Here is a 15,526-nt window from a genome sequence, read left to right as displayed (position 1 = left end):
CGCGGGCCCGCGGTCCGGCGGGTTTGGCTATCGTGCCAGGCCCGCGTAGAATATTGCCTTGTGAATATTCTTATCGAACCCGGTGTGCGACTGTTCGTCGACATCGAAGGCGCCGGCCTGGTGCCGGACGGGCCGGCGATGCGCGCCAAGCCGACGCTGGTGCTGCTGCATGGCGGGCCGGGCTACGATCACGCGAGCTTCAAGCCCGCGTTCTCGCGCCTGGCCGACGTCGCCCAGATCGTGTATTACGACCATCGCGGCCATGGCCGGAGCGACGCGCGTCCGCGCGAGGAGTGGACGCTCGACACCTTCGCCGACGACGTGGTGCGCCTGTGCGATGCGCTCGGCGTCGAGAAGCCGATCGTGCTCGGCCAGTCGTTCGGCGGCTTCGTCGCGCAGCGCTACCTGGCGCGGCATCCGCACCATCCGGCCAAGGTCGTCCTGTCGAGCACGTCGTCCCGGCTCGGGCTGGCGCGCAAGCTCGCGATGTTCGAGCGCCTCGGCGGCCCGGCCGCGCGCGCCGCCGCCGAGCGGTTCTGGACGGCGCCCGGCGCGGCAACGTACGCTCCCTACCTCGAGGCATGCAAGCCGCTGTATTCGGCGACGCCGGCCACGAGCAAGGACGCCGCGCGGCGCGCCATTTTCAATCCCGAGATCCTGTTCACCTGGGCCGGCGGCGAGCAGCAGACGTTCGACCTGCTGCCGGGCCTGGCGCACGCGCGGTGCCCGGTGCTCGTGCTGGCGGGCGAGCTCGATCCGGTCTGCACGCTCGACGACGCGCTCGATACGGTCGCCGCGCTGCCGCCGCATCTCGTCGAGTTCGCCCGCTTCGACGGCTGCGGCCACGGGGTGTGGCGCGACGCGCCCGATGCGGCGTTCGCGCGGCTGCGCCGGTTCATCGCCGCCTGACGCCGCGCCGCCGCCGCAGGCCCAGCGCCACCAGCATCAGGCCAGCGGCGAACAGCGTGACGCCTTTCGCCTTCGCCAGCATGGCCGTCAGGTCGGCAATCCAGCCGGCCCCGTTATGCCCGCGAACCCGCGGATCACCCGGTAGGTCGTGCCCGGGTCAATGGCGACCGTCCGGGCCATGGCCCGGGCACCGCGAGCACCGTGAGCACCGTGAGCGCCGCGCCCAGCAGGGACCCTCCCGATCGTGCCGGACAGCTTTTCAACATGCCGTTCTCTTCTCGTCATGAATTGTCGTCGGGGCGGTCACTGGCCGACGAATGTGTTGACGCTGCCGGGATCGATGTACGCGGTCGCCACGCCGCCCGTGACCGTGTACTGGCCCGCGTAGCCGTCGTTGTCGGCCGAGGTGGTGCGGTACTTCGTGAAGCTCGTGGCCGCGCTGCCCGCCTGCAGCTGCAACTGGCGCTGGGACGTGCCGTTGTTGATCGCCACGACGACCAGTTTTCCGGCGCTGGTCTTGAACGCCGTGACGTAGACGTCGCTGTACGGCTTTTCCGTCGCGGCGATGCGCGTGGCGCCGGGGCGGACGTATTTCGCGAACTGCGACATGATGTAGCCGCGCTTGCTCACCTTGCCGTCCTCCGTCAGCAGGCCGTAACTGCGGCGGATGTACCACCACACGTAGGCGCTGTAGTTCGACACCATGCTGTTGTGCAGTTCCAGCGCCACCGGCAGCGCCTTCGACCAGTCGTTGGCGTCGGACGTGCTGTCCGTGTAGTGCTCGGTCATCCACAACTCCTTGCCCTTGGAACGCGCCAGCGGATAATCGCTCGGACTGACGCCGTACAGATGGCCGGCAACGATGTCGAACTGCGGTGCGGCCGTCGCGCTGTTGAGGATCGGGTCCGTCAGCGTCTTGCTGAAGTTGAAGGACTCGGGCGCCATCACCTTGTAGCTGCCGAAACGCGATCCCTGGCCGGCCAGGAAGTTGATGAATTCGGTCGAATTCCACAGGCAGCTTTCGTAGGTGCCCGGATCGTAATCCGGTTCGTTCTGGATCGAAAAGCCGTAGAGGGCGGCGCCGCCCGCCTGCATGGTGCTCGCGAAATTCAGCAGGTGGGTCGCGTAATCCGCATAGTGGCTCGACGCCAGGCGCCCCGAGATGACGCTGTTGTTGGTCTTCATGCTCGCCGGCGGCGACCATGGCGTGGCGAACAGGAGCGCGCCTTTGGCCTTGGCCAGTTGCGCTGACGCGAGCTGGGTCGACCACTTGCTGGAATCGGGATCGATTCGGATGCGCATGATGGACAGGCCGATCTGGCCCGTGGCGGTGCCGAACGCGGCGTCGACCTGGGCGCTGGTCAGTTCGGCCGCCCAGCCGGCCCCGCTGAAGCCGCCGAATCCACGCACGGTCTGGTAGGTCGTGCCCGGGTTGATGGCGACGGTCTGCGCCGATGCGCAGGTCGCCAGGGCGGCGAGTGCGCCAGCGAGGAGGGAAGCCGATGCGGCGCGCCGGGTGGCGCGCGATAAAGCGTTGGTCATGAACATCTCCATGGTTCGGGTTGAATGCCCGAGGCGCGCACAGGCGGCCCCGGAGTCCACTGCTGCTTGCTGCAAACCGCGTGACTGCATGCCGGCAGCAATGCGCTGTCCGGCCGTACCGGGGCACCGGGCGGGAAAGCCCGATTGCGGGTTCAGGAGAGTTCTGGCGATCGCACGGGCGAGCGAAGGCGGCACCTGGCCGGGAGGCCAGGCACGACCATCAAATTGTGCGATTGCGTTGTTGCCGGATCAGCGTTGCGGGCCGCGCGCGATGCGGATCGGGCCCTGTCGACGTCGTGGGATAACGGTCTTCGAATATACCTGCAGCATATCTCCTCCGATTATTTGTCTTGTTTTGCTGCGCGATCCGGCGTGCGCGCGAGGCCCGGATGTTATCGGGAACATCAGGCTCGACGATGAAGAAAAGAAGCATGCGGACGACAGGGAAAGCGGCGTCATGTTTTTAACTGTTATTTTAATACTTAATGTTTGCGATAACAGTTTTTGTTGCAAATATCTTATGCCGGCGCAAGCCGCCGATCAAACCAAAGAGTGTTGTCTACAATTCACTTAATGTATTTATGCGGGATGGGCGGGCGGTGGCGGACGGGCGCCTAGCCCACGCGCCGCTCGTACCGGACTGCGGGCGGCACGGGCCGGGCGCCCAGGCCGTCCAGCCCGAACTCCAGCGCATGGCGCAGGGCACGCACCGTGACCGGTTTGGTGACGGTGGCGCTGAACGCGGCGTACAGCGGGGGGAACGGTTCGTCGTCGTCCAGCAGGAGGATCGTGGGCGTGTCGGGCGCCAGGCGCGACAGCTCGCCCGGCAGCGCGCGCCGCTCGCCGTCGGCGTGCGCGCTCGCAGTGAGGATCACATCGAAGTGCAGCGCCCGTGTGGCGTTCAGCGCCGCCTGGGCCGTCGCCGCCTCGGCAACCGCGTAGCCGAGCGACTTGAGCAGGGTGGCGCTGTGGCGGCGCGCGGCCGCGTCATCGTCGTATAACAGAGCGTACTTCATGGATGAGTCCTCCTGCCACAGGTATGGCGGCCTTCTTCGTGTTGTTCAACTGCTAATTTGTAACAAATATGTCAAGCCGCGGCGGGTGCGCTGCGGCGGGTCATGCGGTGGACGGTGCAGCGGACGCGCGCGGGCAGCCCCAGCGGGCCGCACGCGGTTCAGGCGGAGAGCGAAACGCGGGTACGCCGGCACATGGCCGGCACAGCGGTACGGTGCTGCATCGTCAGTGAAAGAACAGCGGCGGCACGCCGCCCAGTGCGTCGGTTGCGCACAGCAGCCACGTCGCCGTGCTCGTGAGGGCGATGAAGGCTGCGGTCCAGGCTGTCGGGAACATGCGGGTCATGATGAACCTCCGGGAGTGCGGAATGCTGTCGTGTTGATATCATGGTAGGTCGTATGCTTCATGGAAACTATCGGCTGGCAATCCGTCGTGCTGTAGGAATAAGCCTCGTGACACTGTATGAGCGGTTGTGGTAGCTCGTCGTAGCGCTCCTACGGTGGCTGTAGGTTGCGTCCTATGGCGTGTCGCCGTGCTCAGGCTTAGAGTGGGTTCATCATGACGACCCACGACCCCAAACTCCTCCACAACGGCGTGCTCGCGGTCCGCCGCAACACCATCCGGCGCCTGCTGCATGACGTGTTCGGCATCGAACACCTGCGCGACGGCCAGCAGCGCGTCATCGACAGCGTCCTCGACGGCAAGGACACGCTGGCGATCATGCCCACCGGCAGCGGCAAATCGCTGTGCTACCAGATCCCCGCCCGCATCATGGGCGGCATGACGGTCGTCGTCTCGCCGCTGATCTCGCTGATGAAGGACCAGCTGGAAAAGCTCGGTGAACTCGGCATCCGCGCCGCGCAGGTCAACAGCAGCCTGTCGGCCGAGGAGGAGCGGACGGCGCTGGCCGCGATCGCCGAGGGGCGCTGCGAGATCGTGTTCTGCACGCCCGAGCGGCTCGCCATGCCGGACTTCGTCGACGTGCTCAAGCCGGTGTGCATCGCCCTCGTCGTCGTCGACGAAGCCCATTGCATCTCGCAATGGGGCCACGACTTCCGGCCGGCCTACCTCGAGATGGCCGGCGCGATCGACGCGCTGGGAAGCCCGCCCGTGCTGGCGCTGACGGCGACGGCCACGGAGGACGTCGTCGACGACATCGGCCGGCAACTGAACCGCCCGCGCATGAAGGTCATCAACACGGGCATCTACCGGCCGAACCTGCACTACGGCGTCGTGCAGGTGACGAACCCCGCCGAAAAGCTGGAGGAGGCGCTGCGCCTCGTGCGCGCGACGGCAGGGACGGGCATCGTCTACGCGGCCACCGTCAAGGCGGCCGAGGAGATGCACCAGGTGCTGCTGGACGCCGGCGAATCCGTCACGCTCTACCACGGCAAGCTGGCAGCCAGCGAGCGGCGCGCGAACCAGGACCTGTTCATGAGCGGCGAGCGGCGCGTGATGGTGGCGACGAACGCGTTCGGCATGGGCATCGACAAGCCGGACACGCGCTTCGTCGTCCACCTGCAGATTCCGGCCAACCTGGAAGCCTATTACCAGGAATCCGGCCGCGCGGGCCGCGACGGCCAGGACGCCAGCTGCACCCTGCTGTTCCTGCAGGACGACAAGCGCGTGCAGCAGTTCTTCCTCGTCAAGCACTACCCGACGGCTGACGAAATCCGCACCGTGTACGAGGCCGTGCGCGTACTGGCCGAGAACGAGGCGGCCACGCCGGACCGGGTCGGCGACGTCACGGGCGACCTCGCCGGGCCGCACGTGAAAGTCTGCCTGAAGCTGTTGAAGGATGCGAAGCTGCTGCGCCAGAACCGCAAGCTCGCGTATGCCCTCGGCAGCGCGGAACCGGCCGACAAGGTGTTCGCGGCGCTGGCCGAGATCTACCGCCAGAAGCAGGAGCGCGACAAGGAAGCGCTGGAGCAGATGGTGTCGTATGCCGTCAGCGGCTTCTGCCGCTGGAAGCTGCTGCTCGACTATTTCGGCGACGAGGTCGAAGGCTTCGAGAAGTGCTGCCGCTGCGACAACTGCCTGAATCCGCCGGCCGCCGTGCTGCTCGACGACATCGACATCCGCGACGACGAATTCGACCGCGAGCCGGACAGCGACGCGCCGCCCGCGCCCGCGTTCGACGCGGGCGCGCGCGTGACGGTGCCCAAATATGGCGACGGCATCGTGCTGTCCGTGGCCGGGGACCAGGTCAACATCGCATTCCCGGACGGCGAGCAGCGCGCCTTCGTCGCCGGTTTCGTCAGCCCGGCCTGACGGGGAGGACGCCAACCGCATGGGAGACATGGTCGTCGTACGCAAGGAAGGGCTGTACTGTGTGCCGGGCCAGTTCTACATCGACCCGTGGCGGCCGGTCGACCGGGCCGTCATCACCCATGCGCACGGCGACCATGCGCGCTGGGGCCACAAGCACTACCTGGCGTCGGTGCAAAGTATCGGCATCCTCAGGTCGCGGCTCGGCCAGGACATCAACATCGACGGCATCGGCTACGGCGAGCGCGTCGTTCACAACGGCGTGACGATCTCGCTGCATCCGGCCGGCCACGTCCTCGGCTCCGCCCAGGTCCGGATGGAGTACGAAGGCGAGATCTGGGTGGCGTCGGGCGACTACAAGGTCGAGCCGGACGCCACCTGCGCGCCGTTCGAAGCCGTGCGCTGCCATACCTTCATCACGGAATCCACGTTCGGCCTGCCGATCTACCGCTGGGACCCGCAGCAGGACGTGTTCGACGAGATCAACCGCTGGTGGCGCCGCAATGCGGGCGAGGGCCGCACGAGCATCCTGTACGCCTATGCGTTCGGCAAGGCGCAGCGCCTGCTCTGCGGCCTCGATCCCTCGATCGGTCCGATCGTCTGCCACGGCGCCGTCGAGCCGCTGAACCGGATCTACCGCGAGGGCGGCGTGGCGCTGCCGCACACGCAGCTCGTCAGCGAGACGGACAAGGCGGACCTGAAGAACGCGCTCGTGCTGGCGCCGCCGTCGGCGTCCGGCTCGCCGTGGACCCGCCGCTTCGGCGACTACGGCGACGCCTTCGCCAGCGGCTGGATGCTGCTGCGCGGCGCACGCCGGCGGCGCGGCGTCGACCGCGGCTTCGTGCTGTCCGACCACGCCGACTGGCCCGGCCTGCTGGACGCGATCCACGCCACCGGCGCGCAGCAGGTCATCGTCACGCACGGGTCGATTCCCGTGATGGTGCGCTGGCTGTGCCAGATCGGGCTCGATGCGAAAGCGTTCGACACGGAGTACGGCGAGGAAGACGACGAAGCCGTCGGCGCCACGCCCGGGGAGCCGCAGGCGCCGGCGGAGGAGGCGAAGGATGCGTGAATTCGCCCGCCTGTACGCCGACCTCGACGAAACCACGGCCACCAACCGCAAGCTGGAGGCAATGCAGAATTACTTCGCCAGCGCCGCGCCGGAAAATGCCGCGTGGGCCGTGTACTTCCTCGCCGGCGGCAAGCCGCGCCAGGCCGTGCCGAGCAAGCTCCTGCGCCAGTACGCGATCGAGTATGCGGGCCTGGACGACTGGCTGTTCGACGAATCGTACGCCGCCGTGGGCGACACGGCCGAGACCATCGCCCACATCCTGCCGCCGCCGACGCGGCACAGCGACATCGGACTCGCCGTCTGGATGGAAGAGCGCATCGGCCCCTTGCGCGGCGCCGACCCGGGCACGATCCGCGCGGCGCTGTTCTCGTACTGGGACGAATTGACGTGGCGCGAACGCTTCCTGTTCGTGAAGCTGATCGGCGGCGGCTTTCGCGTCGGCGTATCGAAACTGCTCGTCACGCGCGCGCTGGCGTCGATCGCCGCGGTCGATTCGAAACTGATCGCGCAGCGCCTGATGGGCTGGACGGACGGCCGCGTGAAGCCGACGGCGGCCGGCTTCCTGCAACTGATCGCGGCGCAGAGCGACGACGAGCACAAGCTGCGCGGCGGCCAGCCGTATCCCTTTTTTCTCGCGCACCAGTTGCAGGGCGACCCTGCGGCACTCGGCGACATGGGGGATTGGCAGGTCGAATGGAAGTACGACGGCATCCGCGCCCAGCTCGTGCGGCGCGGCGGCCAGAACTACCTGTGGTCGCGCGGCGAGGACCTCATCACCGACCGCTTTCCCGAACTGGCGGGCCTCATCCTGCCGGAAGGGACGGTCGTCGACGGCGAGGTGCTGATCTGGACCCGGGGCGACGCGCCCGCGCCGTTCGCCGACCTGCAGAAGCGCATCGGCCGCAAGACCTCGTCCGCCAAACTGCTGGCCGAGCTGCCGGCCGTGCTGCTCGCGTACGACGTGCTGGAACTGGACGGCGTCGACACGCGCGCGCTGCCCCAGCACGAACGGCGCGCGCTGCTGGAGACGCTCGTCACCGGCGCCGCGCAGGCGCAGCTGCGCATCTCGCCGCTGGTGACGGCCGACAGCTGGGACGACCTGGGCAAGCTGCGCGCGGAATCGCGGGCGCGCGGCGTCGAGGGCATGATGCTCAAGGCGAAGGATGCGCAGTACGGCGTGGGCCGCACGAAGGACGTGGGTACGTGGTGGAAATGGAAGATCGACCCGTACGCCATCGACGCGGTGCTGATCTATGCGCAGGCCGGCAGCGGCCGGCGCGCGTCGCTGTACACGGATTACACGTTCGCCGTGTGGGACGGCGAGGGCGACGCGCGCAGGCTCGTCCCGTTCGCGAAGGCGTATTCCGGCCTGACGGATGCGGAGATCGCGCAGGTCGACAACATCATCCGCAAGACGACGGTGGAAAAATTCGGACCCGTGCGCTCGGTGCGGCCGACGCTGGTGTTCGAGATCGGCTTCGAGGGCATCGCGCTGTCCACGCGCCACAAGGCCGGCATCGCCGTGCGCTTCCCGCGCATCCTGCGGCGGCGCGACGACAAGACGGTCGAGCAGGCCGATACGCTCGATACCTTGAAGGGTTTGCTGGGAGCCGTCACGCCATGAGCAAGACGCAGGCGGAAGCGGCCGTCGACGCGTGGTTCGCCGCGCGCGGCTGGAAAATCTTTCCGTTCCAGCGCGCCGTGTGGAAGGCCGCGCTGGCCGGCGAGTCGGGGCTGCTGCACGCGAACACGGGCGCGGGCAAGACCTATGCCGTGTGGTTCGCGGCGCTGCTGCGCGGCGCAAAACTGGGAAAAAGCGGCACCCGCCGCGCCGGCACGATCCAACGCACAGGCCTGCGCGTGCTGTGGATCACGCCGATGCGCGCGCTCGCGGCGGACACGCAGCGCTCGCTGGAAGTGTCGGCGGCCGAACTGGGCGCCGCGAGCCCGGACGTCATCGGCACGTGGAGCATCGGCGCACGCACGGGCGACACCGGCGCGGCCGAACGCGCGCGCCAGTCGAAAGCGCTGCCCGGCGTGTTGATCACGACGCCGGAAAGCCTGTCGCTGCTGCTGTCGCACGCGGCCGCGCGCGACCAGTTCAAGCACCTCGACATGATCGTCATCGACGAGTGGCATGAGCTGATGGGCAGCAAGCGCGGCGTGCAGGTGCAGCTTGCGCTGGCGCGGCTGCGGCGCTGGAATCCGGGACTCGTCGTGTGGGGCCTGTCGGCCACGATGGGCAACCTGCTTGATGCGCGCGCCGTGCTGCTGGGCGATCCGGACGGCGGGGTGCTCGTCGAGGGCGACCTGAAAAAGCAGATCGTCGTCGATTGCCTCGTGCCGGATAGCGTCGCGCGCTTTCCGTGGGCAGGCCACCTCGGCCTGCAGATGCTGCCGCAGGTCGTCAGGGAGATCGACAGCCACGCGGCGACGCTGGTGTTCACGAACACGCGCTCGCAGTCGGAGCTGTGGTACCAGAACCTGATCGAGGCGCGTCCCGACTGGGCCGGCCTCGTCGCGCTGCATCACGGCTCGCTCGACCGCGAGGTGCGCGAATGGGTCGAGACGGGTCTCAAGCGCGGCGACCTGAAGGCCGTCGTGTGCACGGCGAGCCTGGACCTCGGCGTGGATTTCCTGCCCGTCGAGCGCGTGCTGCAGGTCGGCAGCGCCAAGGGCATCGCGCGCCTGCTGCAGCGGGCGGGCCGCAGCGGCCACGCGCCGGGACGCATCTCGCGCGTGACGCTCGTGCCCACCAACAGCCTGGAATTGCTGGAGGCGGCCGGCGCCAAGCGGGCCGTCGCCACGCGCCGCATCGAGGCGCGGCAGGTGCCGAACAAGCCGTTCGACGTGCTCGTGCAGCACCTCGTCACCGTCGCGCTGGGCGGCGGCTTCCGCGCCGACGACCTGTACGAGGAAGTCAAAAGCGCGTGGTCGTACCGGCACCTGACGCCGGAAGAATGGCAGTGGGCGCTCGATTTCGTCGCGCGCGGCGGCCAGAGCCTGACGGTGTATCCGGAATACCAGCGCGTGCTGCCGGACGAGGAGGGCGTCTACCGCGTGCCCGACGCGAAGATCGGCCGGCGCCACCGCATGGGCATCGGCACCATCGTCTCCGACGCGCAGATGCAGGTGAAGTACGTGAGCGGCGGCCGCATCGGCAGCGTGGAGGAATCGTTCATCGGGCGCATGAAGCCGGGCGACCGCTTCCTGTTCTCGGGCCGCATCCTGGAACTCGTGCGCGTGCACGAGATGACGGCATTCGTGAAGCGCTCGGATTCGACGCGCGGCGCCGTCAGCCGCTGGCAGGGCACCAAGATGCCGCTGTCGTCCGAGCTCGCGCACGCGGCGCTGGACGAGTTGAAGCTGGCCAGTGCGGGCGTGTTCGACGGGCCGGAGATGCGGGCGTTGCAGCCGCTGCTGGAGATCCAGGCGCGCTGGTCGGCGCTGCCCGGCAGCGACGTGCTGGTCGTGGAAAGCATGAAGAGCCGCGAGGGCTATCACCTGTTCGTCTATCCGTTCGCCGGCCGCGCCGTGCACACCGGGCTCGCATCGCTGTTCGCGTTCCGCGTGGGGCGCGTCATGCCCAGCACGTTTTCCATCGCCATCAACGACTACGGGTTCGAGCTGCTGGCGCCCGAGGCGGTCGACTGGGCGACCGTGTTCGCCGCCAGGGATGAGGAAATGCGGGGCGCCGACGTGGGCCTGTTCGACACGTCGCACCTGCTCGAGGATGTGCTGGACAGCCTGAACGCGACGCAGCTGTCGCAGCAGCGCTTCCGCGAAGTGGCGCGCATCGCGGGGCTGGTGTTCCAGGGTTATCCGGGCCAGCCGAAATCGCTGCGCCAGGTGCAGGCGTCGTCGTCGCTGTTCTTCGAGGTCTTCCGCAAGCACGACAGCGGCAACCTGCTGCTCACGCAGGCCGAGCGCGAAGTGCTGGAGCAGGAACTGGAACTCACGCGCCTGCGCGACACGCTCGTCGAACTGCACGCGCGCCGCGTCGCCTTCCGCGAAGTCAAGCGCGCCACGCCGTTCGGCTTTCCGCTGATGGTCGAGCGCTTCCGCGAAAAGGTCAGCACGGAAAAGCTGGCGGACCGCGTCGCGCGCATGGTGCGCGAGCTGGAAAAGGCGGCCGAGGCATGACCGTCGCCGGCAGCGCGACCATCGCCGTGGGCGGCGAGCGGCTGGTGCTGCTGCCGCAAAAGGCCGTGTACTGGGCGCGCGAATCGCTGCTGGCCATTGCCGACATCCACTTCGGCAAGGCGGCCGCGTTCCGCTCGTTCGGCATCCCCGTGCCGCGCGGGACGACGAGCGAAAACCTCGATGCCCTGGACGCCGTGATCGATGCGACCGGCGCGAATCACGTGCTGTTCCTGGGCGACTTCCTGCACGCGCGCGCGGCCCACGCGGCCGGCACGCAGGCCGCGATGCTCGCCTGGCGCCGGCGGCGCTGCGACCTCATCCTGACGCTCGTGCGGGGCAACCACGACAGGCATGCGGGCGATCCGGCCGCCGTGCTCGGCATCGACCTCGTCGACGAACCGTACACGGTTGGGCCGTTTTCCTTTTGCCACCACCCGGACGTGGAGGCGCCCGGGTATGTGCTGGCCGGCCACGTGCACCCAGTTTATGTCTTGGCGACACGTTTCGACGCGCTGCGCCTGCCGTGTTTCGTCGTGGGGGCGCGTCGGATGATCCTGCCTTCATTCGGATCTTTTACCGGCGGACACACCGTGCGTCCGGACGAGGGCGACCGCATCTTCGTTACCTCCGGGGAAGCCGTGCACAGCGTACGCTAACGCACCGAGCCCGACGGGGCCGCGGCGTAAGCTGGCCGTATCGACAACAAGACGCGTCGGAGGATTCCATGGCAACAACCCGTCAGACACTGGCCGCGGCCGTCGTGGCCGCACTGCCCCTGCTCACGATGACCGTTACGACGCCCGCACAGGCGCAGGAGCACCCGCGCGCGCAGCGCCTGGCCCCGCGCATCGAGGGTTTCAACGTGGACGAAGTGCGGCGCCTGGAACCGGGCACCGAATTGAACTTCGACCTGTACGGTACGCCGGGCGGCTACGCCACCTTGCGCATCGACGGCGCCACGCGCAACCTGACGATGACGGAAACGTCCCCCGGCACCTACCAGGGCACGTACACGATCGGCACGCACGACCGCATCAATCCCGGCAGCGCCGTCACCGCCAATCTGCGCGTGAACAATATGGTCACGACCCGGCTGCTGGCGGAATCGATCGTGCGCGGTCCGGGGCGCGATGACGACCGGAATGACCGTACCGCGTCCAACATGCCGCACGTCGACCGCTTCGACGTGCGCGGCAGCGACGACCTGGGGCCGGGCAACGAGCTGAAATTCACCGTGCGCGGCACGCCGGGCGCCAAGGTCGAGGTGCAGATCGCCGGCACGCGCGGCATTTTCTTCCTGCCGGAAGTGCGGCCGGGCGAATACAGCGGCCTGTACACGATCCGCCGCAACGACCATATCGCGCCGGACGCCCCGGTCACGGCCACGATCCGCGCCAACGGCCGGTACTCGGTCGCCACGCTCGGCCAACCGCTGATGGCGGGCGGCAATGGCCAGGGCATCAACCCGAACAGCCAGCCGCGCGTGGCGCGCTACTGCACGAATTGCGCGACGGTGGAAGCCGTCAACGTCGTGCAGGTCAGCGGCGACGGCAGCTACCTGGGCACGGGTGCAGGCGCCGTCGTGGGCGGGCTGCTGGGCAACCAGGTCGGCAGCGGCAGCGGACGCACGGCGGCCACCGTCGCCGGCGCCGTGGGCGGTGCGCTCGCGGGCCGCGAGATCGAGCGCAATGCCCATGCGGGCCAGCGCTACGAAGTCGTCGTACGCTATCCGAACGGTGCCACGCAGACCATCCCATACGAAAACAATCCCGGCTTCCGCGTCGGCGATCGGGTGAAGGTCAACGATGGCGTGCTGATCCGCGATTGAGCGGCGGCGCAAAAAGCAGAAAGCCGGCTTCCGCGCGGAACCGGCTTTTATCGTCGACAGTGAGACTGGCGTGGCGCCGGGCCGCGCGTGGCTGCGTCAGACCGTGGCCAGCACCTGGCCATCGCCCGAGGTGTCCGCTTCGGCCTTGTGCTTGGCGTTCTGCTTGGCGCGCGCGCGCGATGGCGGCAGGCGGCGCAGCGTCTTGAGGGCTTCCGGGTCCTTGATGCCGATGGTGCGCTGGTCGACCGTGATCAGGCCGATTTCGTTGAATGCGGACAAGGTACGGCTCACTGTCTCGAGCGTCAGGCCGAGATAGCTGCCGATCTCATGGCGGGTCATGCGCAGGTTGAACAACTTGCTCGAATACCCCATCGCGGCAAAGCGGTCCGCCAGCGAAATCAGGAAGCGCGCCACGCGGGCTTCGGCCGACAGGGCGCCGAGCATGCCGATCATGGCCTGTTCGCGCACCAGTTCGCGGCTCATTACGCCATACATCAGGTTCTCGAGTTCGGCGTGCACGCGCCCGAGGGCGGTCAATTTCTTGAACGGCACCAGGATCAGGTCGCAATCGGACAGGGCGACGGCTTCCGAGGCGTAATGGCGCGTATGGATGCCGTCGACGCCGAGCATGTCGCCCTTCATCGGGAAGCTGAGCACCTGTTCGTTGCCGAATTCGTCGATCAGCACGGTTTTCAGGAAGCCGGAGTTGACGATGTACAAGGTGTCGAAGGCCTGGCCGATCGTGTGCACGCGCTGCCCGGTCTTGAACTGCACGTGCTGGAACAACAGTTCCTCCGTATTCATCGATACGGCGGCCGGGATGTGAAGCAGGTCGCAGACCTCTTTCAGGTTCGACCAGAGACGACCCTGGCGCTGACGTCCGGCTTCCATCTGTGACGAGTGCAGGGTCGACGGGGAGGCGTTGCGTTGTTCTGAAGTTAGCTGGGACTGCATACTCATCTCCAGGTTTAGGATTTCAAAGAAGCAAGCTGCGATCCGGTGATGCCAGCGCGGTGTCGGAGCACAGAGCGGACTGACTGGATACGGGTATGACCGCAGGCAAGTCGAAACGCTGAAGTCAGTATGCCAACACGAGTCCGGCATTAATATCAGCAACGGCTGAATGTGTAGTAGGAGGGAGCGTCAAGCTGTAGGAATTTTCTTACTGCCAACCGGTCGCCCAGAGGGGAATACGAATGAAACGTGGGTAGGACTACGAGTGAGGGCTGGGCCCTGCGCGTTCAGGAAAATCTCCGGAGCAGGGCACAAAAAGTGTCGTCAGAATGTCAAATTTGTTTCGGGCGGCGCCCTGTCAGGCTTTCATCGGCGCCAGCAGACGGTGCGCGACCGCATACTGGACCATTTCCGACAGCGAGGTCATGCCCATTTTCTGCATGATGCGGGTCTTGTGGGTGCTGACCGTCTTCACGGACAGGTGCAGGTTGTTGGCGATCTCGGTGATCGATTTGCCGCCCACGAGCAGGGAAAATACCTCGAATTCACGATCCGAGAGTTGCTTGTGCAGCAGCTGTTCGTTCGGCGCCATGATGTTCAGCGCCAGCTGCTCGGCCACTTCCGTGCTGATGTACGGCCGGCCGGACGCCACCTTGCGGATCGCGCCGACGAGCTGCGTGCCCGCGCTTTCCTTGGTGAGATAGCCCTGCGCCCCGGCGCGGATGGCGCGCACGGCGTACTGCTCTTCCTCGTGCATCGTCAGGATCAGGATGGCGAGCTTGGGCGCCTCGCTGCGCACCTGGCGGATCAGGTCGACGCCGCTGCGGCCCGGCATGGACAGGTCGAGCAGCAACAGGTCGAAGCCGCCCTGGCGCACCAGCGACAGCACTTCGAAGCCGTTGATGGCCTCCCCGACGATCTCGATGTCGAGCGCGCCGTCGAGGATACGCTTGAGACCTTCGCGCATGATCGTGTGGTCGTCGGCGATGACAATGCGAATCATAAAGTGTCCCCCAAGGGGTCAATTGTAAAATAGAAGGTAAAAAGATATCACGTCAGCAACACTGACGTTGCCTTTTTTTGGACAATGCCTACTGTCCGATGACAGTGCGGCAACTTGAAGTCAGTCGCTCAGGTGCCGGGTTCGCGGATCAGCCGGTGCACCAGCACGGGCTTGCTCGTGTGCGACAGCACCTTGTTGGTCACGCTACCTAGCAGTAATTGCCCCCAGCCACTGCGGCCGTGCGAGCCCATGAAAATCAGGTCGCAGTGTTGCTGTTCCGCCACGTCGACGATCTTGAGCGCCGGCGCATCGGAAAACGCCGTCATGCAGGCATGCTTGAGACTGCAGCCTTCCGCCGAGCGCACGATCGAGCCCATGTATTCCTGGCCCAGCCGCTGCATCTGGTCGACGTATTCCTCCTCGCTGGGGTAGGCGGGCGGAACGATCTCGACATAGACCGGGTACTGGTACTCGGGCGCGACGAACAGGGCCAGCACTTCGGCTCCCATCTGTTGGGCGAATTTGACGCCGGCACAGGCGGTGTGCTGCGATACCGTGGAGCCGTCGGTGGTGATCAGAATTTTCTGGTACATGGTGAGTCCTCCCTCACGTCACGCTACATTCTCATTGTAGTTCGCGTTTGACCTCTTGGCAGAACGTAAATGCTTGATCTTGCTCAGTGATGTGCTCGGCTGTCCGCAGGCAAATACCGGATGTCACAAATTACCCAGCGATAAAAAAATACAACAGATACTTTGCGAAATTATTCAGAAACGCCTGTAAAAGATTGTCG

The 15,526-nt window shown here is 66.7% G+C and carries 12 protein-coding genes; 7 read left to right on the top strand and 5 right to left on the bottom strand.

Annotated elements, in window-relative coordinates; translation table 11 throughout:
• Positions 1-60: 60 nt before the first annotated feature.
• Positions 61-909: an alpha/beta fold hydrolase gene (locus ASC93_RS09665; RefSeq protein ID WP_056440507.1), complete on the top strand. Its 849-nt coding sequence runs from the start codon at positions 61-63 to the stop codon at positions 907-909.
• Between the two features lie 303 nt (positions 910-1,212).
• Here the strand turns inward: ASC93_RS09665 and ASC93_RS09660 are convergent, their stop codons facing one another.
• The gene (locus tag ASC93_RS09660) at positions 1,213-2,451 is read right to left on the bottom strand and encodes a glycoside hydrolase family 30 beta sandwich domain-containing protein (RefSeq protein ID WP_056440576.1); all 1,239 of its coding nucleotides are present in this window, start codon (positions 2,449-2,451) and stop codon (positions 1,213-1,215) included.
• Positions 2,452-3,065: 614 nt separating this feature from the next.
• Entirely contained in the window at positions 3,066-3,467 is a 402-nt protein-coding gene (locus tag ASC93_RS09655) for a response regulator (RefSeq protein ID WP_056440505.1), read from the bottom strand.
• A gap of 556 nt (positions 3,468-4,023) precedes the next feature.
• Here ASC93_RS09655 and ASC93_RS09650 point away from each other — a divergent pair.
• The 6 genes from ASC93_RS09650 to ASC93_RS09625 all read left to right on the top strand — a co-directional run bounded on the left by ASC93_RS09650 (position 4,024) and on the right by ASC93_RS09625 (position 12,776).
• Positions 4,024-5,736, top strand: coding sequence for an ATP-dependent DNA helicase RecQ (locus ASC93_RS09650; RefSeq protein ID WP_056440503.1), 1,713 nt, complete (start codon positions 4,024-4,026; stop codon positions 5,734-5,736).
• A gap of 19 nt (positions 5,737-5,755) precedes the next feature.
• Positions 5,756-6,805 carry a ligase-associated DNA damage response exonuclease gene (locus ASC93_RS09645; RefSeq protein WP_056440501.1) on the top strand — a complete coding sequence of 350 codons (1,050 nt, stop codon included), beginning with the start codon at positions 5,756-5,758 and terminating at the stop codon, positions 6,803-6,805.
• Positions 6,798-8,429 (top strand): ATP-dependent DNA ligase, encoded by a 1,632-nt coding sequence (locus ASC93_RS09640; RefSeq protein ID WP_056440499.1) that lies wholly within the window; start codon positions 6,798-6,800, stop codon positions 8,427-8,429. The genes ASC93_RS09645 and ASC93_RS09640 overlap by 8 nt, the downstream gene beginning before the upstream one ends.
• Positions 8,426-10,948 carry a ligase-associated DNA damage response DEXH box helicase gene (locus tag ASC93_RS09635; protein WP_056440496.1) on the top strand — a complete coding sequence of 841 codons (2,523 nt, stop codon included), beginning with the start codon at positions 8,426-8,428 and terminating at the stop codon, positions 10,946-10,948. Before ASC93_RS09640 ends, ASC93_RS09635 begins: the two co-directional genes overlap by 4 nt.
• Positions 10,945-11,604, top strand: coding sequence for a ligase-associated DNA damage response endonuclease PdeM (gene pdeM, locus ASC93_RS09630; RefSeq protein WP_056440494.1), 660 nt, complete (start codon positions 10,945-10,947; stop codon positions 11,602-11,604). The genes ASC93_RS09635 and pdeM overlap by 4 nt, the downstream gene beginning before the upstream one ends.
• Positions 11,605-11,672: 68 nt before the next feature.
• Entirely contained in the window at positions 11,673-12,776 is a 1,104-nt protein-coding gene (locus ASC93_RS09625; RefSeq protein WP_082547896.1) for a glycine zipper 2TM domain-containing protein, read from the top strand.
• 96 nt (positions 12,777-12,872) lie between these two features.
• Here ASC93_RS09625 and ASC93_RS09620 read toward each other — a convergent pair whose 3' ends face one another.
• The 3 genes from ASC93_RS09620 to ASC93_RS09610 form a co-directional block, all read right to left on the bottom strand.
• Positions 12,873-13,667 (bottom strand): Crp/Fnr family transcriptional regulator, encoded by a 795-nt coding sequence (locus tag ASC93_RS09620; RefSeq protein WP_056440490.1) that lies wholly within the window; start codon positions 13,665-13,667, stop codon positions 12,873-12,875.
• Positions 13,668-14,088: 421 nt separating this feature from the next.
• Complete coding sequence (locus tag ASC93_RS09615; protein WP_036232923.1) at positions 14,089-14,733, bottom strand: response regulator transcription factor; 645 nt, start codon at positions 14,731-14,733, stop codon at positions 14,089-14,091.
• Between the two features lie 128 nt (positions 14,734-14,861).
• A complete protein-coding gene (locus tag ASC93_RS09610; RefSeq protein WP_056440489.1) occupies positions 14,862-15,326 on the bottom strand; it encodes a universal stress protein in 465 nt (154 codons plus the stop codon).
• Positions 15,327-15,526: the final 200 nt, after the last annotated feature.

This window comes from Massilia sp. Root335 (assembly GCF_001425685.1).
Classification (GTDB): Bacteria; Pseudomonadota; Gammaproteobacteria; order Burkholderiales; family Burkholderiaceae_D; genus Telluria; species Telluria luteola.
Note: the sequence above shows the minus strand (reverse complement) of the source record. Positions and strands in the feature narration are given on the sequence as shown.